The following is a 25,593-nucleotide window of genomic DNA, read 5'->3' as shown; positions in this document are numbered from 1 at the left end:
ATCGACGGCAGCATCCTGGCCGAACATGGCGAAGGGCTGACGATGGGATTGGCGATCGATCCGGCTAGCGGTGATGTGATCGTCGGGTCACGTTACGGCGTCGAGCGATTTAATCCCGATCGCGGCACCTTCCAACGACTCAGCCGAGATCAGGACCTGCGGGTCGGCAGCTTGGCCTTCGCCGACGACGGCACCTTGTACGGCGTCCAATGGCCCCAGCGCGACGCGGTCGTGAAATTCAATCCGCTCGGCCGCGCCGAAACCGTGCTCTCCTTCGACACGCCGATCGACTCGATCGCCTTCGGCCAAACGGACACGTCACTGGAAGGCTTGCTGTTCGTTTCCCACAACACCGGCAACACAGGTTTCGGCCAGTCGGTCGCGACGGGCGAAAACAGCGAACTGACGATGGTCGACGTCGCCACCCTGCGCCGCGTGGCCGTCGCAACCGGAGGCACACGCGGCGACGTCGTGGTCACCACCAGCGACGGACGCGTCTTGATCAGCCAGAGCGATCAGGTCGACGTGATCAGCCCGATCGCGATTCCCGAAGTGGTCGCGACCAATCCGGCCGAACAAACCATCGTTGCACTGCCGTTGGGATTGGTCAGTGTGACGTTTAGCGAAGACATGTTTACGGGGCTGGGCACGGAACTCGAGTCGGTTCTGAATCCCGGCAATTACGCCATTCGCGGTGACGCGTCACTGCCGGCGGATCAGCATCCCGTGATCAGCGAAGTTCGCTACCACCAAGATTCCCAGACGGCCTATCTGTTCGTCCAAGGATTCTCCGCCGGCGAGAACACGCTGTACATCGGCAAGGGGATCGAAAGCGTCGGCGGTTTCTCGCTGCCGGCGGGTTATGAAGTTCACTTCACCACGATCAGCGAATTTTCGGCCAACGTCGACATCACGCTGACGGGCACGCGATTGGATCGCCAAACGCAGGCGATCACTTATGAAGTCGAAATCCAAAACACGGGCGATTACGATCTATTATTGCCGATGAGTCTGGTGCTCGATCCCAGCGGCGGCGACATCACGTCCGGCGGAGCCGTGCCGGGCCAAACCGCGATCGCTGCCGCCGATGGCCGTTGGTTGTTCGACTTGGAAGCCAACGTTCCCGATGGCGTTCGATTGCGTCCCGGTGAAACGGCGACGGCCAAGACCATTCGATTGCTCGCGCCGAACGATGTTTCGGCGGACTTTGTGCCGGGATTCCTGGCCACCGCATCACCCAACCTGCGACCCGGGTTCGATACCGATCCGGTCAAATTCGCCACCGCCGGCAACGCGTACAGCTACGACGCCGATGCGGTCGATCCGGACGGAGTTGCCGTCGCGTATCTGCTGCGGCGTGGGCCGGAGGGGATGACCGTCGACCCGGCGACCGGGCTGGTCGAGTGGTTGCCGCAACCGGGGATTGCCGAAGACAACGCCGTTGTCTTGTATGCGTTCGACTCTCGGGGCGGATTCACATCGCAGTCGTGGACCATTCGCGTGGCCGGCGGGAACCGCGCGCCGGAGTTTGTGCAGCCGCCCGGCGAGGCGGTGATGAGCGAAAATGAAACGCTGCAGGTGATCGTCGACGTCGATGATCGCGACAACGATCCGCTGGACGTTTGGGTCGAAAATTTGCCCGCCGGTGCGTTCTTCGATCCGGCCACGAGAACACTTTGGTGGACGCCCGGCGAACACGCGGCGGGGATCTATCGCGATGTGACGCTGGTCGCCTCGGACGGCGTCAATCTCACACGACACGCGTTTAATCTGTTGGTCAGTCAAGCGGATCGTCCGCCCGTGATCGATCCGATCCCTGAATTCACGCTTCGCCAAGGCGACGAGTGGACCTACCGCATCGGGGCTGCGGATCCCGACGCGGATACGTTGTTGTTCACCAGCAACGATCTGCCGGCCGGTGCCACGCTCGATGCCCGCGACGGAACCCTGCGCTGGATCGTCGGTTTTGACGTGCCGGCGACGCGAACCATTCCGATCACGGTCACCGCCAACGGGCAATCCGTCCACAGCCAAATCGATGTCGACGTGATCAACGCCAACGGCGCGCCCAATTTCGACACCATGCGCGGCTGGTCGGTCGAGGAAGGGCAAACGCTGGTCATCACGTCCTTTGCGTTTGATCCCGATCACCCCGATTTTGAATTGCCGGTGCGACTCGGGGACGGCACGCTCGACCCGCCCGGCCTGGTTTCACCAGTGACCTATCGTGTGACCGGATTGCCCGACGGCGCCGCGTTCGATGCCGAGACCGCGACGCTGACTTGGACGCCCCGTTACGACCAGGCCGGCGACTACAGCATCCTGTTCGAAGCGACCGACGATGGCGATGGGGTTAGTGATCCGATCACGATTTCGTCCAAAGTTCCGATCTCGGTGCGTGACATCAATCAACGCCCCGTCATCGCGCCGGTCAGCAATCTCGCCCTCAGCCGTGGCGGCATGGTCGACATTCCCGTTTCCGTCACCGATCCCGATGGCGACAACATCAGCCTGGAAGTTGCCAACGGGCTGCCGGGGTTGCCGCTTCCCGACTTCGTTTCGTTCACCGACAACGGCAACGGAACGGGATTATTTCACTTCGCGCCGGGAACCGGAGATCGAGGCAATTACACGCTTTCGTTGATCGCCAGTGACGACGGCAACGGGCATGGACGGGGTCGGGTGGAAACCGTTCAGTATGACTTTGTCGTCACCGTCGAATCGGCAAACGATCCGCCGGTGCTGCAGCCCGTTTCCTCGACGGTCGTTCTGGCCGGTGACCTGTTGCGTTTGCCGTTGAAGACGACCGACATCGATCAGGAGCCGCTGACGTATTCACTGAGCGGGTTGCCGTCCGAAGCGAGGTTGGTCGACGCGGTGCGTTATGGCGAGGCGTTGTTGAATTGGGACCCGACCGCTGCGGACATCGGCCGTTACGACGTGACGGTCACGGTCAGCGATCAAGGAAACGGTGACATCGCCAGATCCCTGTCGTCGACACAGTCGTTCGTGATCGACGTTCGCAACAGCAACGCGGCACCGACGTTGATGGTGCCTGCCGACGCGGCGGTTGACGAAGGCGACGCGCTGTCGCTGACGTTCACGGCCACCGATCCAGACAACGACGCCCTTCGCTTTGCCGTCGACAATCTACCGGCCGGTGCGACGCTCGATCCGATGACGGGGCGATTTGATTGGTCACCGAGCTTTGAGGATGCCGGCAGCTACAGCTTCAACGTGACCGCGACCGACGGTTCCGCGTCGGATTCCGAACCGTTCTCGATCACCGTCGGCGCCGTCAATCGCGCGCCCCGATTGGCATTTCCGGCGGCCCAGTTCGCCCGCGAAGGCGTGTTCACGGAATTCCGGGTGACCGGTGCCGATTTCGACGGCGGTGCATTGGTGCTGACCGCGACCGACGTTCCCGACGGTGCACTCTTTGATCCGAGCACCGGCGTGTTCCGCTGGCAACCGCGATTTGATCAGGCCGGTACGTATGACGTCACGTTCACGTTGACCGATTCCGAAGCCGCGTCGGACACCATCACGGTGCCGATCGTGGTCGAAAACGTCAACCGGGCCCCGCTGATCGAAAGCCGGCACCACCAAGTCGTCGTCGGCAACTTGCTGGACTTTACCCTCGCCGCGACCGATCCGGACGGCGACGACACGTTGACCTTCTCGGCGTACGGTTTACCCGAAGGTGCTCAGATCGATTCGGCGACCGGGCGGATCACCTGGATCCCCAACCCGGGCCAATTGGGACGGACACGGGTCGATGTCCGCGCCAGCGACTCGTTGGCCGAAACGAAGCACGTGATCGTGATCGATTCGGTCGCCACGCCCCAGTTGCCAGACGTTCGTATCGTGACCACGCCGAGTTTCCCGGCGCTGCCCGGCCAGACGGTTCGGGTCCAGGTGATCGCGGACGGCTTTGCGCCAATTGAGACACTCCAGTTGACGCTGGACGGGCTGCCGATCGTCTTGGATGACCGCGGTCGCGGTGAACTCGTTGCAGGTGCTCCCGGCAAGCAGTCACTGATTGCCGAGGCGACCGACATCGACGGCTTTGTCGGTTCCACCAGCGAAACACTCCGCGTCCGAGAGGCGGCCGACAAAGATCCGCCGGAACTATCGCTTTCGTTGGGCGGCGTGACCACCGTGACCGCACCGACCGATCTGTCCGCTTCGATCATCGACAGCAATCTGGATGACTGGACGCTGGAAATCGCGCCCCGCGGATCGAATGATTACCAGCCCCTGGCCAGTGGCGAAACAACCGGCGAGGGGATCGTTCTGACGTCGATCGATCCCGGCACACTGGCCAACGGCTTTTACACGTTGCGATTGTTCGCGCGCGACATCAGTGGACGTGGCAGCGAAACCACGATCGATCTGGCAATCAATTCGTCGGTCAAGACGGATTCGTTTACCCGCACGGACGTCGACGCCACCATCACGGTCGGCGGCAAGACGCTGGAGATCGCACGTCAATACGATTCGTTGCAACAGCAGGTCGCCGGGCAACTGGGCGACGGCTGGCGTTTCAGTTTCGGTGACACCCGTTTGCAACTCGGCGTCGCCCCCCAGGATCGAGGCAGCGGCGCCGATCCCGTTGCACTCGAAGCCGTCGGTATCTACTCGGCGCTGTCACGCGGTGATCGAGTCTACTTGGATCTGCCCGATGGAACGCGTGGCGGATTCACCTTTGACCCGATCGCGGTTCAGCCCTTCGCGCAGAACGACTCCTTGGTGTTCTATCAGCCGAACTGGATCGCCGATGACGGCATCGATTACCAACTCGAATCACTCGATCGGCTTTTGGTCGCCGGAGGTAACCGCTTCTATGACCAGGAAACCGGGCAGCCCTATCACCCGGCCAACGATGTCTTGGGACGCCAGGCGTATCGGCTTGCGCATCCGGACGGCAAAGTCGACGTGCTGGACGGGCAGGGGCGGATTTCAAGTCAGATCTGGCCCGATGGCGAAACCTGGTACTTCAGCGACAGCGGCATCACGCTGGCCGGTGAATTCATTCCGTTTGTCACCGACGATGCCGGACGCGTCGAATCGATCCGATTGCCGGCGAGTCTCTCAGGCGTCGGCGACTTGCATTACGTCTACGACGATCATGGACGATTGATCGAAGTCGCCACCGTCACCGTGCCGCCGTCCGGTTCACCGTTGTCGCTGTACCGCTACGGCTACGAATCGGAAACCGTCTCCGCGCTCACGGTCGCCGTCAGTTCGACCGGTGACAACCAATTCTATCCCGAAGCACAACCGTTGACCGGCGACCTGGGTCGGTCCGTCGATTTTACCGGCGCCGAAATCATCGCGAAACTCGACGAGGGACAGACGCATCAGTACGCGTTCACCATCGACAGCGATCAATTGCGTTCGACCACCGAACAAGTGGTTTGGGTGCGAGCGATGGTCCAGCGGTACCGCAGCACCTTTGTCGCCGACACGCCCAAGATTGCTGGTCTGACGCCGATCGCGCGGAGCGTCGATGGGAATCGAACCGTGGCCTTGTTCGCGATCGAACGTGCCGATCAATATTTGTTAGAGGTTCAAGGCGCGTCGGCAGAGGACCGGGGGCAATACCAGTTGTTCTTGGACGTCGTCGGTGACATCAATCGAGATGGAGCCGTCGACGGATTCGATAGTGAACTGATCTTCGAATCGTTCGGCACCTTCGTTGGGGATCTGGACTATGACCCCCGAGCCGACTTCGACTCCGACGGCGCGATCACGGTGTCGGATTCGCAACTGTTGGCGGCCAACTTCGGTTTCACGTCCGACTTCACGGCGCTGTCGCTGACGGATCGGTTTGTCACCCCGTCATTGTTCCCGATCTACCAGCCGGACTCGGTCACGGGAACGCCGCCGACGGTGGAAGTCCCGGTCGATCCGTCGACCGGTTCGGACACCCGAATCACTCCACCACCGGTGCTGCCGCCGGCGGTGGATCCACCTGTTTTGATCCCGATTTCACTCGCGCCCACCGCCGGGGCGACGTTTGGCATTCGAAACGGCTTGTTCGACGCCGGCGGAGATCAATGGTCGACCCGCGGTGACGTGGTCTTTGAAGGCGGCGCCGCAACGCTGAGCGAATCCTCGGGCGAACGGACGTCCTTGCGGCAAGCGTTCTTCGTTCCCGACAACGCATCGATCTTGCGATTCGCCGTCAACGGGTTGTCGCTGTCGGCGACCGAATCTCGCACCCCCGATGCGTTCGAGGTCGCGCTGCTGGATGCCAACTCGCTGGCCCCGCTGGCGGGGCAACTGGGCGTGGGCAACAGCGACGCGCTGTTGAATTTTTCCGCCGACGGAACGTACCAGGCCGCGGCGTCGGTGATCGTCGGCGATGCCAATTCCGATGATCCGTCGATCGACCTGGGCGGCACCGTCAGCGGAGATCGATTGCTGATTCAGATCGACCTGACGGGGATCCCCGCCGGGGTTTTGGCCGTGCTTTCATTGGATCTGCTCGGATATGCCGCGACGCAGAGCCGGGTCACGATCGACAACGTGTTTCTGGTCGCCGGCCAGCTTCGCGCGCCGGTGGCGAACACGGATCTGGTGTCGACGAAAGAAGACATGCCCGTGGTCTTCGACGTGCTTGCCAATGACGTCGACAACGAGTCACTGCTCGATCCGGCGACCCTCAGCGTCACATCGCCTGCCCAGCACGGCGAATTGTTTATCAGTCCCGGCAGCGGCACCGTCACGTATGCGCCGGATCCAGATTATTCGGGCAATGATTCCTTCACGTACACGGTGAAAGATTTTGACGGATATGTTTCTGGACAGGCCTTCGTCAGCATCACGGTCGCGCCCATCACCGACGATCCCCGTTTGACGACCGAAAAAGCCGCCGGACCGCAAGACACGGCGTTGCCGCTTGTGATCGATGCCGCCGCGATGGACATCGATGGTAGCGAAGACGTGATGATTTCGATTCAAGCTCTGCCCCAAGGTGCGACGCTCAGCGGGGGGACCCGCGTCGCAGACGGACATTATCGTTTGTCGCCGGACGATTTGGCCGACTTGGAATTGATTCCTGCGGCGGGTTGGTCCGGGCAGGCCAATTTGGAAGTCGAAGTCACCGCGACGGACCAGACGGCCGACCCCAAATCAAAATCCGAGCTGTTAGACGTCAACGTGGAATCCGTGATCGTCGACCCGATGTCGGTCAGCGGGTTTGTCGTCAATCGGGGCGAAGCCCAGCGGTCCTGGATCCACACGCTCGAAGTCACGTTCAATCAAGACGCCTGGATCGTCGATCCCTCGTCCGACATTTTTATCATCGATATCGACGGCAACGAGATCCGTCTCCAGCCGTCGCGTTATCACTACGATGCCGAAACCTGGACGTTGACCATGGATGTCGACGGACTGATCAACGACGACAAACAGTATTACGTGGCGCTTCGAACGGCGGGAATCGCCAGCAACGCCAATCGCTTGCTGACGCTCGGCACCGGGCCGGAGTTCGGGGGTGACTACATGCCGTTGCCGTTCCACCATCTGCTCGGTGACCTGAACGGCAACAATGAAGTCGATGTCGAAGACTGGCGCGACTTGCGGCAAAGTTTGAACACCAACGCCGATTCCGAATACTACGTGCGTTATCGAGATCTGACCGGTGAAGGCATCATCGATCGACACGATTTCGTCGCTTGGCGCAATCGCTTGTCCGACACCACCGATGGCGTCGCGCCACAAATCATCGCCTCGGTGACCTTGCCCAACAACGCGCTGCCGCTGGTCAATGCCTACCAGAGCAATGCAGAATTTTCACTCGTCATCAACGATGTCAGCGAGATCAGTTCGTTGAGTCTGTCGGTCAATGGGTCGGCAACGATCGAATTGGCGAGCGAATTGTCGGCCGAGAATTCGCTGCGACTTTCGATGGCGGAACTGTTCACACGCACCGGCCAAGCCTTCGTCGAAGCGGATCACACGATCACGATGGTCGCGACGGATCGATTCGGCAACACGTCCGATCCGGTGGACGTCGAGTTTACCATCGATGACACCGCGCCTCCGACTCCTTCGACGCCTGTGTTGCTGCTGCCCGACGGCAGCGAGGTGAGCGGGGTGACGGTTGCGGACGCCAACGTGGTCGTCCGCAGCGTCGGCGAAACCGGCAGCATCGTGCGGTTGTTCCGCGACGGCGACGAAGTCGGTTTGGGGATGGCGCAAAGCCCCGTCGATTTCCCGATCAATTTGGATGGACTGGGCGACGGCACGTTTACCTTCACGGCCACCTCGGAAGACCCCACGGGCAATCGCAGCGGCAGCAGCGACACACTCGAAATCACCATCGACACGACGGCCCCGCTGATCACTTCGCTCGATCTGGATCCCGCCAGCGATACCGGAACGATCGGTGACCAAACCACCGACCGTGATGTCGTGACCCTGGTCGGAACCACCGAACCGGCGGCCACCGTGACCTTGCTGGGATCGGCGATTTCCGCCACGGCCGATGCCGCCGGTCAATTCTTGCTCGCGAACGTTCCCCTGCGATTCGGCCCCAACGCGTTGACCATCGCATCGGCCGACGCACTTGGGAATTCACGTCAACGCAGCGTCAACGTGTTCCGTCCCCGGTTGGAGTCCAATCCGCCGTCGATCGCGCTGACACTCGCCGACGATACCGGTCGGTACTTCAACGACGCAGTGACTTCACAAGCCTCGCTGTCCGGCGCGATCCAAGATGAATCCGCGATCGCAGGACTGTTCTTGAACGTGCAGGTCGTTTCATCACAAACGTCCACGGCCAGCTCGTACGGACCGGTGGATGTGGTCGGGTTCCTCTCGGGATCGACGTTCGCGCTTTCGCCGACGGACATTGCCGCCGCGATCGGCGGCCCGATCGATGATGGACAGATCACGCTTTCGCTGGTCGCCGTCGACGTCTACGACAACACTTCCGCCGAGCGCAGCGTCTCATTCGTGTCGGATACAACGGCGCCGGCTGCACCGGCCGACCTGACGCTGTCTCCGGCCAGCGATTTCGGACGCAGCGACAGCGATGCGATCACACGGGCAACCAAGCTCGGCCTGACGCTGGACGTCACCGAGCAAGCTGTCGTGGACGTCTTCGTCGACGGGGTTCCACATGCCGACTTCAGTTTGCCCGAAGGACAGAGCGAAATCACGTTATCCGGGCTGACCGAAGGCAGCCGGCAGATCACCGCCACGATGACGGACCTGGCCGGCAACGTCAGTTCGATCAGTGACCCGCTGACCGTGCTGATCGACACGACCGCGCCGGATACGTTGACGGCGGCGATTGCGTTGCCGGCCGTCGGTTCGGATGCCGGGAGTGTCAGCGGCGTGACCGAAGCCGACGCGACCGTGTTTCTATATCGCGGGTTGGATTCCCAGACCGCCATCGGCGAAACTGTTTCGGCGGCCGACGGAAGTTTTACCTTTGACAACATCAATCTGCGCGATGGCCTGAACCGTTTCCGCGTGCTGGCCGAAGACTTGGCCGGAAATCCGATCGAACGCGAAGTCGCGGAGCGCTACGACGCCCCCGACTTGTCGCCGCCGCAGATTCAACTGGCACTGGCAAATGACACCGGCGCATCGGACAGCGACGCCTTGACGAAGGACGCGACGGTCGCGGGGATGGTGGACGATGCCAGTCGTATCGCAAGCTTCCAAGTCAGCGTCGCCGGAGGTCCGTTTGTCAATACGCTCGGTTCACTGCGGGACAACGCCTTCAACCTGGATCGATCCGTTCTGGAAACCATCGCAGGTCGTCGGCTCAGCGACGGACTGATCAGTGTTCGCATGCGGGCGACCGACATTCTGGGGCACGCATCAGACATCGCCGAACTTTCGTTCACGCTTGATACGACCCGACCGGATACACCGGCGCCGCTCGTGCTCGATCCGGCCAGCGATTCCGGAATCGCCGGCGACGGTTTCACCAATCGTTCGACGCTGACATTCACGACAAATGTGGATGCCGCGGATGCCGAGGTCATTCTGTTCGCCGATGGTGAAGAAGTGGATCACGCCGCCGCGGGCGGGGACGTGATGTTGAGCGTCGCCAGCGAGCGCGGGCGACATCGCTACGTCGCTCAATCCGTCGACGCGGCCGGCAACATCAGTTTCTTTACCGCGCCGCGGTTCGTGACGTTTGATAACGAATTTATCGCGCCCACGGTCGCTCTTTCGGCCGCGCAGCAAAGGGTCGACTTGGGAAGCTCGCTGCACACCACGACGAACCCCGTCACGTTGGTCGGCGCCGCGGAAGCCGGAACGCGACTGGAAGTGATCGGGACGCCGTACTTTGCCGACGCCAATGACTTTGGTCGATTCCAAATCGAAGGCGTCACGCTTTCCGCCGGCCTGAATGCCCTGCAGGTTCTGGCGACCGATCCGGCTGGCAATACCGCCACCGTTGACGTGGATGTGATCTTTGTCGATGCGGATGGCCCAGTCTTTGACATCGACCTGGTCAACGACACCGGTCGCAGTGACACCGATACGCGGACGCAAGATCCGACGGTCGGCGGAACGATCCGCGACGCGTCGGAAATCGTTTCGTTGCTCGGATCGTTGGACGGTCGTCGGGCGATCGAGATCACATCGGCACTCAACGAAGACTTGTTGTCGATCGACGTGGCTCGATTGGAAGCCTTATTCGGCGGCGCCCTGCCCGACGGACGGCATCTGCTGTCGTTAACGGCGACCGATGCCGCCGGAAACGCGTCCACCGCCGAGTTGCAATTCGACCTCGACCGCACCGGTCCGCCGATCCAAACGCCGCCGGACCTAGTGACGTCCAGCGACCTCGGACACGACAGGTTCGATAACTTGACGGCCGAAACCGAACCGACGGTGCGTCTGTTCGCCGAACGCGGCGCATTGGTCAAGTTCTTTGTCGATTCGATCTTTGTCGGCGAAGTGCTGTCCACCGGAGTGGCCCAGTACACGATGCCCGCGTTGGATTCGGGCACGTACAACGTGACTGCGACGATCGAAGACGCCGCGGGAAATCTGGCCGGACCATCGGATCCCTTGGTGCTGGGCATCGATGCGATACCGCCGACGGACATCACGCTGGAAATGCTGGCGTTCCACCGCAGCAGCGTCCGCGACAACCACACGACCGATGATCAAGTCACGTTGGCCGGAACGGCAGAACCGGGAAGCCGCATCACCATGACCGGCCAGAACGAGATGCCGATCGCCAATGGCGGCGGGCAGTTCTTCTTCGTCGTCGATCTGGATGTCGGTGCAAACGAGTTTGTGGTGACCAGCGAAGACCCCGCCGGCAATGTCAGCGAACAGACCTTTGTGTTCACCCGCGGAGCCATCTTGCCACCGACGTTTACGTTTGACGTGACCGATCAGGGGGCCGTGGCACCGCCGCTGATCCGGGGACAACTGCGGGCCGAAAACGCGATCAGCAGCGCGATCGTCAGCACCGATCCGACGTTCACCCGCGGAGTGGTTGATCTGGTCGGTTCTCTTTCCAACGGTCAATTCACGCTCGACGCGACCGATCTTGAAATGATCAACGGGGCGCCGTTTGTCGACGGAGATCACGTGCTGTATTTTTCTGCCGTCGACTCACAGGGACGGCAGAGCGAACCGACCGAAGTCACTTGGACCCGCGACTCGGCCGGACAACCTGGCCTGCAGACCGGCGTGACGCCGATCGGCAACGCCTATCGCTACGCCATCACCGCGACCGGTGCGGCGGATCTGGCGCAGCGGGTCGATGCGATCTCGATTCCGATTCCGACCGACGTCACGGCGAGTGATTTCGTGATTCCGCCGACGTGGACCGCGGCCTATACACCCGGTGGTGATTCGATCGAGCTTTCAGCGGTCGATCCGCTGACCGACGGATTGGCCGGCAGCGATTCGTTGACCTTCAGCTTTACCGCCGACACCGCACCGACGCCGGGCGTGGCGTCCGCGACGATCGCTGATCTATCCGAAGGCGCCGCGACACGATCGGTCGAGATCGCGCTGCCGATACCCACATCATCCGGCGTCTTTGCCGTCACGGATTATTACGATGTCTCCGCGTCGACAACACTTTCGGTCGCTGCAGCCGACGGTTTGCGCGGCAACGATTCGGCGGGCGTCTCGTTGGTCGAGCGATACGATTCGAGCTCGCGTTGGGGGGCTTCGGTCAGCGTTTCTCCCGATGGAAGTTTCACGTTTGATCCCGGCACGGTCTTTACCGGCGTCGGCAGTGGCGAGACCGTCACCGACAGCTTCACGTACTCGCTGCGCGATAGCGGTAATCAGCTGGCCACGGCAACGGTGTTTTTGACGATCAGCGGCGAGAACCAAGGTCCCAGCGGCGTCGATGATGTGCCGTCCGTGCTGACACCGACGCTGTACACCCGGGCCGGCGTGCCGGTTGCGATCGATTTCGCGGACCTGACGCGGAACGATTTCGACCCCGACGTCAACGATGTCTTGACGGTCCCGTCGATTTCCGCGACCAGCTCGCGTGGCGCCGCGATCAGCATGGTCGACGGCCGCTTCGTTTACGATCCGACCGGTGTCGCCGCGTTCGACTCGCTTCCGGCGGGCGAACACCTGCTGGATGAAATCACCTACACGGTCAGCGACCCGAGCGGATCGACCGATACCGCCGTCGCCCAAGTGTGGGTGCAAAGCCCGATCAATGTCCCGCCCTCGGCCGCTGACGCGTCGCTCACGATCACCGAAGACGGCGAGATCGTATCGGGATCGTTCCAGTCGTTGCTCAGCGGTGCTTCCGATTCGGATCAATTGCCCGGCGACGGACCGTTGGCGATGGTCGAAGAGACGGTGACCAGTACGCGCGGTGCGACGGTGACGATCGCCGCCGACGGCTCCTTTGTCTACGATGCCACGGGCGCCGCTGCGATCGAGTCGCTCGCTCCGGGAGCCTCGACCGATGACAGTTTCTTGATCCGTGTCATCGACGGATTTGATCCTTCGGCAACCGCGATCGTGTCGATGACGGTCACCGGACTGAACAATGCCCCGACCGCGATCGACGACTTCTATACCGGTTTGTCGGCAAATGGTCTGCTGACGACGACTCTGGCGAACGGTTTGTTGGCCAATGACAGCGATGTCGATTCGCCACCGCCGCTGGTGATCGACCCCAGTCGCACCGATCTGCTGAGCGCCGGCGGGGCGAGCGTCACCCTGCGCCCCGACGGAACCTTTGACTACGACCCGGCGGGCGCGTTCGCGGAACTGGCCGAAGGTGACACGACGATCGACACGTTCCAGTACGTCGTGCTGGACGATCGCGGCGCCGAATCGATCGCGACGGTGCGAATCGAAGTGATCGGAGTCGACGACGCACCGGTCGCGACGACCGATGGGATCGAACAAGGGTTCTGGACCGTCGCGACGCAAAAGATCGAAGTCCCGGCGTCGGACGGCGTTTTGGCCAACGATTACGACCCCGATGCGGCCAGCAACGGAACCATCCTGGAAGCCTCCTTTGACGGGTTCAGCCAATATGGCGCCCGCGTGATCGTCTATGCCGACGGCAGTTTCAGCTATGACCCGACGGTCAGCGCGACGATCGCACAATTGCAGGCCGACGGAATCGATGTCGTTGACACGTTCCGCTACACCGTTCGTGAAGTCGCTCCGCCGGCCCCGCTGGCCGATGACGACGGGCAATCGCCGCCGCCCGCCGCTCCATTCGCCGCTCCGGCGGCGGCACCGCCCGAGGCCAGCAGCGAAGGCGTCGCGGAAGTCATCCTACGCGCGCGGCCGTCCAACTACAGCTTTGATCTGGTCGCCAGCGGAGTTGGTGATGTCGGCGACGGTGTTTCGATTAACAACAAGGGCAACGTCGCATTCCAATCCACGAATTCGTCCAAGGACTATCTATACATTTGGAGCGAAGAACAGGGGCTGTCGTCATTGGGCGGGACGGGGATCATGCCGCCGAACAATGGCACCGGTGGAGTCCCGTCGGCGCTCTACAGCCACGTGGTTCAAATCAATGATGACGACCGCGTCCTTGCCCAGCGGCAACTCAATGCGATCGCCATGTTGGGCATGCCGATCATGGGCTTGCCGATCATCACGCTGACCGACGTTTTACTCACCTATGCCGAGCTGTGGAACGGCGAACGTGTGCTCGGTGGTGATGCCTACGGCACGCCGAAACAGATCGGTGTCGGAGACATGGGGATCGCCAACGCTGGATTGCGTTGGGGCAATCCACAAATGATCGATTTCCAGTTTCTGTCAATCGTCGGCGCCGTTTTGCCCGGTGCGATCGGATTCGCGCTCACCGCCCAGTTCATGTTGGTTCCGCGGATCTGGACACTCAACCCCGTTTGGTCGAGTGCCTATTTCACACCCGTGAACCCGGTTTGGAACGCCTTCCAGGATCCCGATAATTTTGATTTCGACACGCTCAACGCCGTTTCTCTGGCGACGTCATTGATGCCGATTTGGGTGCCGCAGATCTACGTGACACCGTTCGTTACAATCTTTCCACATACCGCCTCGGTCAACAACGCCGGGCAATCCATCTTTGTCGCCAACACGAACAACAGCGAAACGAGCACGGGGTTGAAGCTGGTGACGTACGGCCACGAAGGGCGCCAGCCGTACAAGGCGCTGCCGATCGACCAGCCGGTCAAACATGCGATGATTGCCGACACCGGGCACAGCGTCTTCACTGAAGGCGGCGATGTCAAGATTCTTGATTTTGACATGAACCAAACCGGTGGCGGAGGATTCACAAGTTACGGTGAACAAGCCGCAATCAGTGATTCCGGTTACGTCGCCGTCGCCGGTGACGGCCCCGGCGGTGAAGGCGTCTATGTGATCGACGCGGCAAGCGGGGAGTGGTCCAAAGTCGTCGGCATTTCCGGCGACGGAACGGTCGATGCAAACGAAGTCGAATTCGAGGGCGAAGACTTGGGATCGATCGAAGCCATCCTGCCCGGGCCGATCGGAATCAACGGCCCCAAAGTCGGTGACGAACCCGGCACGCCGTTCTTCACCATTTCGTTCATGGCGATGGCGGACGGCAAAGAAAGCTTGCACGCGGTCAGCTTCTATCCCGGAAAATTCGAGAGCGGTCCGCTCGATCCCCAGTTGTTCATCGGATTGAACCGCGTGGTCACCATCGGGGAAACGCTGCCGGGCATCGGCGCGATTTCAGAGATCAAAGGTTTTGACATCATCAACAACTCGGGCCAGATCGTCTTCACCGACGGCGAGAAGGTCGTGCGGGCCAATCCGCCGATCAGTGCGACGGGTGATTTGATCTACGCTTTTGAAGGACGTGAACTAAGCGAAAACGAAGTTTTCAAACGTGAGGACGGCGCGGCGGTCGCCCGGTTTGTCGCCGGAGATCCGTTGGCAACTCCCGACCAATTCGTCGCCAAAATTGATTTCGGTGACGGACAAACCGGTGACGGAAAGATCGTCGCGATGGATGATTTGCCGCTCAGCTTCGAAGTCGTCGCCGAACACATCTATGACCGTGAAGGCCCCTATGCGATCACGGTCCAAATCACCGACACAAAAAATGAAACCGGTGGAGTCGCCGTTTCGCTGGCCAACATCGTCAATGTCATCAACGAAGAGGATATCGAGAAACTGGTCCTGGTCGATGACGAAGGAAACGATACCACCCCCGAAATCCAAAGTTTCGCCTCGCCGATCAAGCCGGAAGAAAGCGACGGTGGCGGCGCCAGTTGCGAAGCCAGCCCGCCCAGTGACGAAGAAATCCGATCCGCCGGCCTGGCGACACGCGCCACCCTGGACCGATCGACCGGGAAGTTCGACGTGGTTTCGGTCGGTTACGGAGGCTTCGTCTATTCGTTCGGTCTGGCCACCGCAGGCAGCGACGGTCAGGGGGAACCCAATGCCAGCGAAACCGGCAGCGGTTCATCGATCAATATCCGCAAAGTGCTCGCCAGCGGAACCCTGGATGCCGTGTCCTTCTCGCCCGATTCGTTCGTCGTCGAAAAATATGAGACCGGGTTCGACGGGTCCAGCGAAGGCAAGGGATGTATCGAAACCAATTCGTTCGCCGAAGAATCGGAAACGGAAGTCAATTCCACCAGCTACTTCGTCGACGAAAAGACCTTTGAAAACGGCGAATTCGACTGGACGCTGACCACCGTCAAAACTTCGGACTACACCACCACCGGGGAGCGGTTCATCGACGGCGACTTGCAATCACAGATCGACAGTTTGATCGGCGGCGGTGGCTCCGCTTTCGTCGGCGATTTCCGCATCGAGGGAAGTAGCGAAACCACCGAGATCCTGCGCGAGTACGGCGCCCCCGGCGACGTCACCCGCGACTACACCATCGACACCACTTCATCGGTCGACCATCGTGGCGGTCGACAATCGTTCGAATTCGTCCACGTGACCGAAACGGAATCGTCATTCCGATCCACCGGAATGGTCTCCGATGACGACTACTCCATCACCATCACACGCGACGTCACGACGTCCATCATTCAACAGCAACAAATCAACAGCCCGCGAGAAATCAACACGTCGGGTACCAGCGAGTCGCACACGACGACGTCCAAGTCCGGCAGCCTGACCGGATCGTTCACCATCAACAGCAACACCGTTTCTTCGTCCGACACGACGACGACCGAGACCAATCAAACGTTGACAAAAAATTCCACCGCAACCTCCTCCGGTGAATCGACGCTCGAAGGAACCGGCGACAACGAAGGCGGTGACTTTAATTTTAATACCACCAGTGTCTCCGAATCGTCCGTCACCTCGGACACGGTCAATCAGGAACTCTCGTCCCATGCAACCAATGAATCGACGACGAACATCACCGTGACCCAGTCGGGCAACTTCTACGAAGGCGACTACACCTACCAAGAAAACCGCCACACCGGATACACCACCAGTGATCGGACCGTCAACCAAACGTCAACGGTGATCACGGACTCCGAAGGCACGCGAGAGGTCGACGTTCAAACCGAGGGAAACAAAAAGAGCGGCGATTTCGAAATCAGCGAGGAATACACCGCCAATGACACCACCAACGTTTCGGAAACCAACCAGTCGCTGACCCGCACCACCGACGCCACCACCGAATCCAACGGTGATTCCAGCAAAAGCGGCAACTCGCAATCCGGTGACTTTGAGTTCAACGGATTCAGCTACGCCAAGGTTGTCACCGAGCGTGCGATGACCAACGCACCGCTGACGACCGAGAGCGATGAAACCGTTGAATCGGAAACCACGTTTGAAGGCTCTGGAAACTCCAAGGACGGGAACGTCTCCAAGACAGAAGAAACGACGACGTATTCCGAGTCCGAGGAACGGCTCACCAACCAAACCAAAACCAGCACCACCAACACGGAGTCGGAACGGACCGACCAGATCTCTTCCGAGTTCAACAGTTTGACCGGCGATTACTCGCGATCGGTCGGCGGAACCTCCCAGTCGTCCAAGGAAGTCGTCACCGAAAACGGCGAACTGACACAAACGATCAAGGTCGAGGTGGAAACCTCCGATCGGTCGTCTTCCGAAGGCAATCAGATCTCCAGCGAGATGAGTTCGGAGTCCCGGACGACGTCCGAGGAAACCCAGGACATCACCGAAACGCTGCTGATCCAAACGTCGATCACGCATTCCGAGTCCTCCTCGACCATCCTCTCCAGCGGCACGACGAATAGCATCGTCGGGAATTTTGAAAATCAACAGTCCGTCCAAACCGATGCCAAAACCGATTCGACCGTGACGAATCAAACGTCCACGAAAACGGTTCAAACCACCACCGAATCACAACAGAATTCAGAGTCGAGCGGGAACTCCATCAGCGGCGATTCGCAGACCACCGAAAATGCGTCCAGTACAGACGAGAGCACCTCCCAGTCGAGCAACGGACCAGATGCGTCTGAAAACGTGAGTGGGGAATTCACCGTTCAATCCACTTCCCGTTCCAGTGGAAACGCCAATTCGATCACCGGCGTGTTTGACAACCAGTCGTCGTCGACCGTGACCCGCGAATCGAATTCCACCCGCGAGAACTTGTCCAGTGTGACCACCACCGACAGCATGTCCAGAACGGAAACGACGTCGACCAGTGATGGAAACAATATCACCGGAGATCTCAATCGCACGTCGGACGAACACACCGAATCGTCAAGCGATTCCGAAAACACTAATCAGTCTCTGACCGACAGCGAATCATCGATGTCGATTTCCGATCGTCGTTCAACCGAACAAGGGAATCGGTACAGCGGCGAATTTACGATCGAAAGCACGTTCAGCTCCAGAGACGACGGAAGCGGCACGCGAGAAAACCACACGCTCGAAGAAAGCCGTACCAGCATGACGACCGCGATGGGAACCGGAAACCAGACCGTCAACCGAGTCACCGGTCAGATCAGCAGCATGCAAATGACGACTGTCGAGCGAGAGGTCGATCTCCAATCGACCAATCAATCGCAAGAAAACACACTGGAGAACACGTCAACCAGCAGGACCACCGTCCAGCGTTCCAGCAATGCCAATACCGGCGAATTCTCCGAGACGCGTTCCAACTCCGCCGACACCTTTGTCTCGCAAACGTCCACCAACGATTCCCGCACCGTTTCCACCGAGTCCACGACCCAGGCGACGTCATCGAGCGACAGTAGCGGCAATCAGGTCACCGGAGAATACAGCGGCAGCGAAACGACGTCCCAGGACGCCGTCACGACCACCCTGGTCACCAACCAAACCTATCGCGAGTCGGGTTCGACGGATTCGACGCTCGACACGACGACCACTCGTTCGGGCAATAGCGTGATCGGAGATTACACCGAGTCGTGGGACACCGAAACGACATCCCAGTCGACGCAAACGATCACCAATCCGCCCTTGCGCAATGAAGTCACGGTCGACACGAGCGCGACGACGCAGGGAACCTCCGAAGGCAACAACCTGTCGGGCCAGGTCCGTCGCAACGAATCGAGTGAGTCCACCGCCGAACGCACCGAAACGGTGACCAACGGGACACTCACCTCGACCTCGTCGTCGGTCAACACCGCGACCTCCCAGAGCATGGCGTCGGGCAACATGATCCGAGGCAACATCGTCACCGAATCCAGTTCCGAAGAGACGGTGACGCAAAACGATCTCGCCACCAACGGCATGCAGCGGACCGAGGTGTCGATCACCGATTTGACATCGACCGAGACGACGCGTGAAGAAAATCGAATCGAAGGCGACGTCGATTACGATTCCCATTCCATGGCGCGGTCGCAACGCACGACCGTGATGACCAATCAGGGACTGCGATCGGTCAACAACACCAACTCGATCAGCGAAGTCGCCGTCGAACACTCCTCCAACACCATCACCGGGACTTTCTCCCGTGATGAACGCACCGACACGACCACCACGTCGGACGAAATCGAAACCAACCGAGGCCGAACCGAAACCTTCGACGCCACAGAGATGCAATCGTCGACTGTTTCGACCTCGGGCAACTCGGTCGTCGGCACCAGTGGTGGCGTCAATACGGTCACCGGTTCGAGCACCGTCGAGCATTCGATCGTCAATCAGACTCTAACGGTCGGTGCGACGATTTCTGAAATGACGACTCGGGTGCAGACCTTTACCTCCAACGCCATCAGCGGAAGTTCCAGTTCGACGACCCGGAATTCCGGGTCGCGTGAACGCACCGAAACGGTGACCAACGGCACACTCAACGCCGCCGTCACCGAGACGTCGACCTTTGGATCCGTTGCCGGCAGAACGTCCAACACGATCACCGGTCATTACACGGACACCAACTCCGGACATCAAATGTCGCGTTTGGACGGAAGCGATACCAATAAATCCCTTTCGGTCAGTTACGTCACGATCATCGATAGCAGTTTTACCTCCGGCGGCAGCGGCAATGCGATCGCGGGTGGATACACCAACCATTCGGAAACCCTTTCAACCGAAACCCGCACGTCGACCGACACCAACGGACCGCTGACCATTGATTCGGTCAACACGAAGATCAAAACAACGACCGTCAACGGAACGGGCAACTCGGTCAACGGAACCAGCAGCAGCCATACCGTGGCGGAGACGACCGAAACTTCCAGCCAGACGGACACCAACCAGACCCTCACCGTCGAAATCACCGGCAGCGGTGATTCTCGTGTCGTCACCGATGCGACCAGCAATCAATTCACGGGGGAATTCGGCAGCACGACGACCACGACCGTCATCAATGGGATTCGCAACGAAGAATCCGCCAATCAAGGCTACACGTCGGTGGTGACCGATGAATTCTCGAGCACATCGACATCGATTTCGACGGGGAACTTCATCACCGGTGCGACGACGACCAACGATTCCGGTTCGTCGATCAGCAATGTGACCGCGACCAGTAACGTCCAAACCGAAACGCTGAGCGAATCCCGTGAATCGACCAGCTCGTTCTCGTCCGAAACCATCTTGAATTCGATCACGGGTATCTTCAGCACCAACGCCACCAGCAATGTGGAACTGGCAACGGACATCACGTCTGTCAACCAAACGCTGACGGCAACCGCTGAGTCGACAGAGACTTCGGAGACGACGTCCACCGAATCGGGTAACTCCATCACCGGAGCCTATTCCTCCGATTCCACCACCACGTCGAACGGATCGGGGACCCAACATGATGTGAACCAGGTTTTGATTGTGGATGCGTCCTTCGACAGCGAATCGGAAACCCGCACGGTTGAATCGGGCAACCGCATCGACGGCACCTACACGTCCACGGTGACGAACACGTCATCCAGCACGGGTGAAGAGTCGAATCAAATCGATCCGGATTCGACTAATTCCACGACCGATTCATCCTCGTCGACCGTCATCACGTCGGGAGACCACATCCTGGGCGATTACACGTCAGACGCTACCGGATCGTCGGCGTCGACCTTCAGTGAAACCTTCGCCTATCTCGAATTGGTTGCGTCCAACACGTCCAGCACCACGTCGTCCAGCACTTCGACGTCGACAGGGAACGCAGTCGCTGGGACGGATGAAACCACCGCCCGTGTCGAATCGTCCACCGCGGGGACGTCCACCGAAACCAACCAAGCCATCGTTTCAGTCGAAGGAACCTTCACCAGTTCCGACATCAGTGACACGACCAGCACGTCCAATGCGATCACAGGCGCTTACACCAGCACCACGGTCAATACGTCGTCTAACTCGAACAGCGAGACGAGTTCGAATCAATCCCTCGAACTGGTCGTCTCGGGAAGCGGCAGCGCCGAATCCACCACGGTGCGTACCGGCAACAGTGTCACCGGTTCGTTCAGTGAAACGGTCGACGCCGAGTACAGCCGATCGGACAATGAAACGACGACGAACCAAACGTTGACCAGCGTCATCGCGGTGGCGTCCAGCGGAACCAGTCAGTCCACCACTGCCGGAAATTCGATCACCGCAGCGTCGACCTTCACTTCGTCCAGTTCTGATTCTTCCGCGACGACGCAAAACGATACGAATCAAACCATGACGGTCAATTTGACCGACACCGCCGTTTCGACAACGACGGCCAGCGGGAGCGATAACTCGATCACGGGCGTCTACAGTTCCACCAGCGAATCAAGTTCGACGGCGGAACTCGATGAAACGACGACGAACCAAACGACGACGAGCACGTTGGACCGTGATCTGACGTCGACCATCGAGAACACCTCCTCGGGCAACAGCATCACCGGCGACTACACCACCGTCGTCATCGCTGAATCCGACGCGACCGCCACCGGAGTGTCAACCAATCAGACGTTGACGGTGACCACAACCAGCCAGACCGAGTCGGACGCGTCGACGACGACCGAGACCGGAAACTCGCGATTCGATACCTATTCCATCACCATCGATTCGACGCGAACCGTGACGACGAATCAGTCAACGGGCAACCAAACTCAATCTTCCAGCGCCGTATCGACGACGACCACGGAAACCGAGAGCACTCGCAGCGGCAATCGCACCAGTGGATCCTTCACCGAAAATGTGACCCAAGATCTGACATCGAGCGTGACGGGGACGTCGACAAACCAAACGCAATCCGCCTCCAGTGAGACCGGCCAAAGCTCTCGCGACGTCACCGAGCGCACCGGTAATGAAATCACCGGTTTGTATTCCTTCACAACGACGACGACCTCTTCGTCCAGCGAAGACCTTTCCGAGACCAACACCGATCGCAACGTCACGGGGATGTCAACTTCGATGTCGACGATCGAAATGTCGGGCAGCGGCAACAGCATCACGGGTGCATTTAGTGACAGCACCGACACCGCCAGCAGTTCGTCGACCAATCAGTCCGGAACGATCGATGACCGCTCGTTCACGCTGGTCGAAACCACTTCGATGACCAATGAGTCGTCTTCCTCGGGAAACCAGATCACGACGGCAACAACCAGCACGTCCACCGGCACCGAGTCCTACAGCTACAGCAAGGACACGACCTACGCCGACGGCAGCGATGAAAAAACGGTCTCGCGTACCGGGGCCAGCAGTTCGTCGTCGACCAGCAATTCCATCACCGGCGTGTACTCCTCCACCTCGTCGACATCAGGAACGACCGAGTTGGAAGAAACCGGCACGCGCAGTGAAACGTACGCCGCCAATTCAACCGTCGAGATGACATCGGCTTCGACCGATGCGGGGAACTCGGTCGTGGGGACGTTCAATTCGTCGACGACCACCGAGGTGGCGTCTTCGGTGTCTCGCACGCTGACCGACGCCAACGGCACCACTCTGTCCATCAGCGAGACGGCTTCGAGCGAGTCGACCGACACCCAGACCGGAAACCAAATCAGCGGACTTTTCACCGGCACGGGGGATTCGGAATCGTCCGTCGCGACGACGCAGACGCTGTTGACCAGCGACGGATTGTATGACTACGACGCCGTCAACACCGTCGACACCACGTCGACTTCGACCGGCAGTGGGAACCTGGTCACGGGTGCCGTCAGTGCGGACGTCGATTCGACGATCCAAACGACGTTGACGCAAGACGGCGTTGTCGCTGGGGGCACCGTCGACTTTGATTCGTCGTCCAGCGATGTCGCAGAGACGGAGACGACCGGCAATAGCGTGACCGGTATCTTCCAGCACGTCACGTCGGGCACCGATACGTATTCCTTCTCACAGATCATCGATCGCGGCGCCGCCGGCGATTCCGACACCCGGGGCAGCGGAACCAAGACTTACAACAGGACGACCGACGTCCAGGCTCTGACCGGTGATGCGACCAGCACCACGACCGGGACCGACACCTACACGTTGACGCAGTCCGGCAATGATTCTTCCGGCGTCTTCTCGGTCGACCTGAGCGGCGAAGATGCTTTTACCGAAACCGAAACCAGCAACGCGGAAACGGGAGTTTTTTCGCGTTCGACCGATGTCGACGGTTCGGTCACGGGAACGCGGACGGTCGGCGGCGTGACGACGGCGTTTACCGAAGCGGTCGATCAAGTCGTCACCCAAGACGGCAACTACATCGACGGCGACATCGACATCACCGTCACCGGCAATGGGCGTTACGACGCGTTGGTCGAATCCACCGACACCTCCAACGGCGTGACCGCGACGCCGGGGATGCTCGATTATTCACCGACGGGCGTTCCCATGTTCATGGGCGCACCACCGGCGCTGCCGACCGCCGGCGGCACCGAGGCGCTCGCCGCCGTCGCCGCTGCGGCGATTTCCTCGTACGCCAGCGCCGCGACGGGATCACTTTCCGGTGCCGCCTTCCGAGGCGCCCAAGCCAGCGGCATCGCATCGATCGCGGCCGGCAGCCTGATGTCCGGCAGCCAGATCCAACAACAGTACACCTACGCCGGCACCAACGCGATCGAACAGTACTGTTTCCCGGCGGGCACGGAAGTCTTGATGGCCGACGGTACCGCAAAACCGATCGAACAGATCAGCGCCGGGGATCAAGTCGCTGCGGCGATGCACCCTTTGCAGGTTAGCAACAGCCGCGGAGACCTCCTCGCTGCCTCCGCCGCGGAGCGTCTTTCGAATTCCACGACGCTGCTGATGGAGCACCCGCCAGTGACCCACGTGAGAGGCATCGTCGACGGCAATGTGACCGAAACGTACCACAACGCGCCGCAACCGTTGCTGGAGATTCACGTCGACGGCGCGAAGATCGCGACGACGGCCGGCCACCCGTTTTATGTTGTTTCCGATCAAGCAGACTCCGGCGACTGGAGACTGGCCGCTGACTTGCAATCCGGCGACCAACTGCTGACCGCGGAAGGCGTGCCGCTGACCATCACGGCGGTCACTCCCGATGCGTCGCCAGCGGTGCCCGTGTTCAACTTCTGCGTCGCCGAGCATCACAACTATCACGTGCGGCTGCCCGGCACCGATCACTTCGTGTTGGTGCACAACGATTCATTCGGGCTTTACACCTACGGCAATGCCCTGGTCCCGGTCGTCATCGAAGCACTCAATGACTGGGCGCAGGACATGGCTGACCGGACCGAGGCGATGGTGGACTGGGTCAAGGAGAATGCGCCGATCCTGTATGACGCAGCGGTCGCGGTGTACGACGTCGGCGCGGGACTGGTTCAAGCCGGCATCGCCGTGATCAATTTCGCCAGCGACGTGATCAACGTCGGCGTGTTCGTCGTCGGAGCGAATCTAAGTTTCTACGGATTCAATCAGATCGGCGACTCGATCATGGCGTCGGCGCTCGACGGGATGCAGAACAACACGTTGTTCGGCGTCAAAGCGACGACGGTGGCACTGGCGGGTTTGTCGGCGGTCGCCACCGTGGCGACGTTCGGATCCGCCGGTGCGGTGATCCTGTTCGCAGGAGCAACCTTCGGCGTCACGGACGTCTACATCCGTGCCAATATGAAGGGCGAGTCGGTCACCTTCAATCAAGCCTTCGAAGGGGCGATCAACGGGGTGCTCAATCCCTTTGGTGCGACGTTCGGAGTCATCGGCGGGACGATCGCGGTGATGAACAGCGATGCCACCACGCCGGCGCAGCTGTTGGCGGACTACGAATACGGCAATCGAGCCGGCACGGCGCTGGGCACGATTGTCGGCGGATTGGCAATGACCGGCCGCGCCGCCTTCCTTCGCAGCGGCAGCATGAGCTATGCGATGAAGGCGATGGCGCCCGGCGCGATCGGTGCGGTGGGAGGTATCGCGTATGGACAGATGACCGGCAGAGACCTGGCGACCACGCTTGAGATCGGTGCGGCCGTTTCGATGGTCTTCGATCTCGGCAGCAGTCTGTTCATCAAGTGCTTTGTCGCCGAAACGCCTGTCTGGGTGCCGAACAACGGGGACGGCGGGTTGTATGCCCATCCGGAACTCTTGGCCCAGGCCGACGCCGCCGACGCAACGCTGGCCCAGATCGGCGCCGGCGTTTCCCTGGCCATCCTGACATCGCTGTCATTCTCGGCCTTGATGCGGCCGGCGAAATCGGACGACGAGGAAGACGAACAAGAACGACGTCACGCAACGGTCGACTCGGTGTTCGGATCGCGAGACGACGGCTGGAAAGAACTCGCCGACGTGCTCTGGTCCGACCCGTACGGGCCGCCACAGCGACGTCCAAAACTAGGATTCAGTTGA

The 25,593-nt window shown here is 60.3% G+C and carries 1 protein-coding gene (only partly in view); it reads left to right on the top strand.

From position 1 onward, the window contains the following. Positions 1-25,593: the 3' portion of a tandem-95 repeat protein gene (locus Enr13x_RS34395; protein ID WP_145391409.1), read on the top strand. It extends 16,254 nt beyond the left edge of the window; only the last 25,593 of its 41,847 coding nucleotides appear in the window; its start codon lies off the left edge, out of view; its stop codon occupies positions 25,591-25,593.

It is taken from the genome of Stieleria neptunia (genome assembly GCF_007754155.1).
GTDB lineage: Bacteria > Planctomycetota > Planctomycetia > Pirellulales > Pirellulaceae > Stieleria > Stieleria neptunia.
This window is presented reverse-complemented; position numbering and strand designations above follow the sequence as displayed.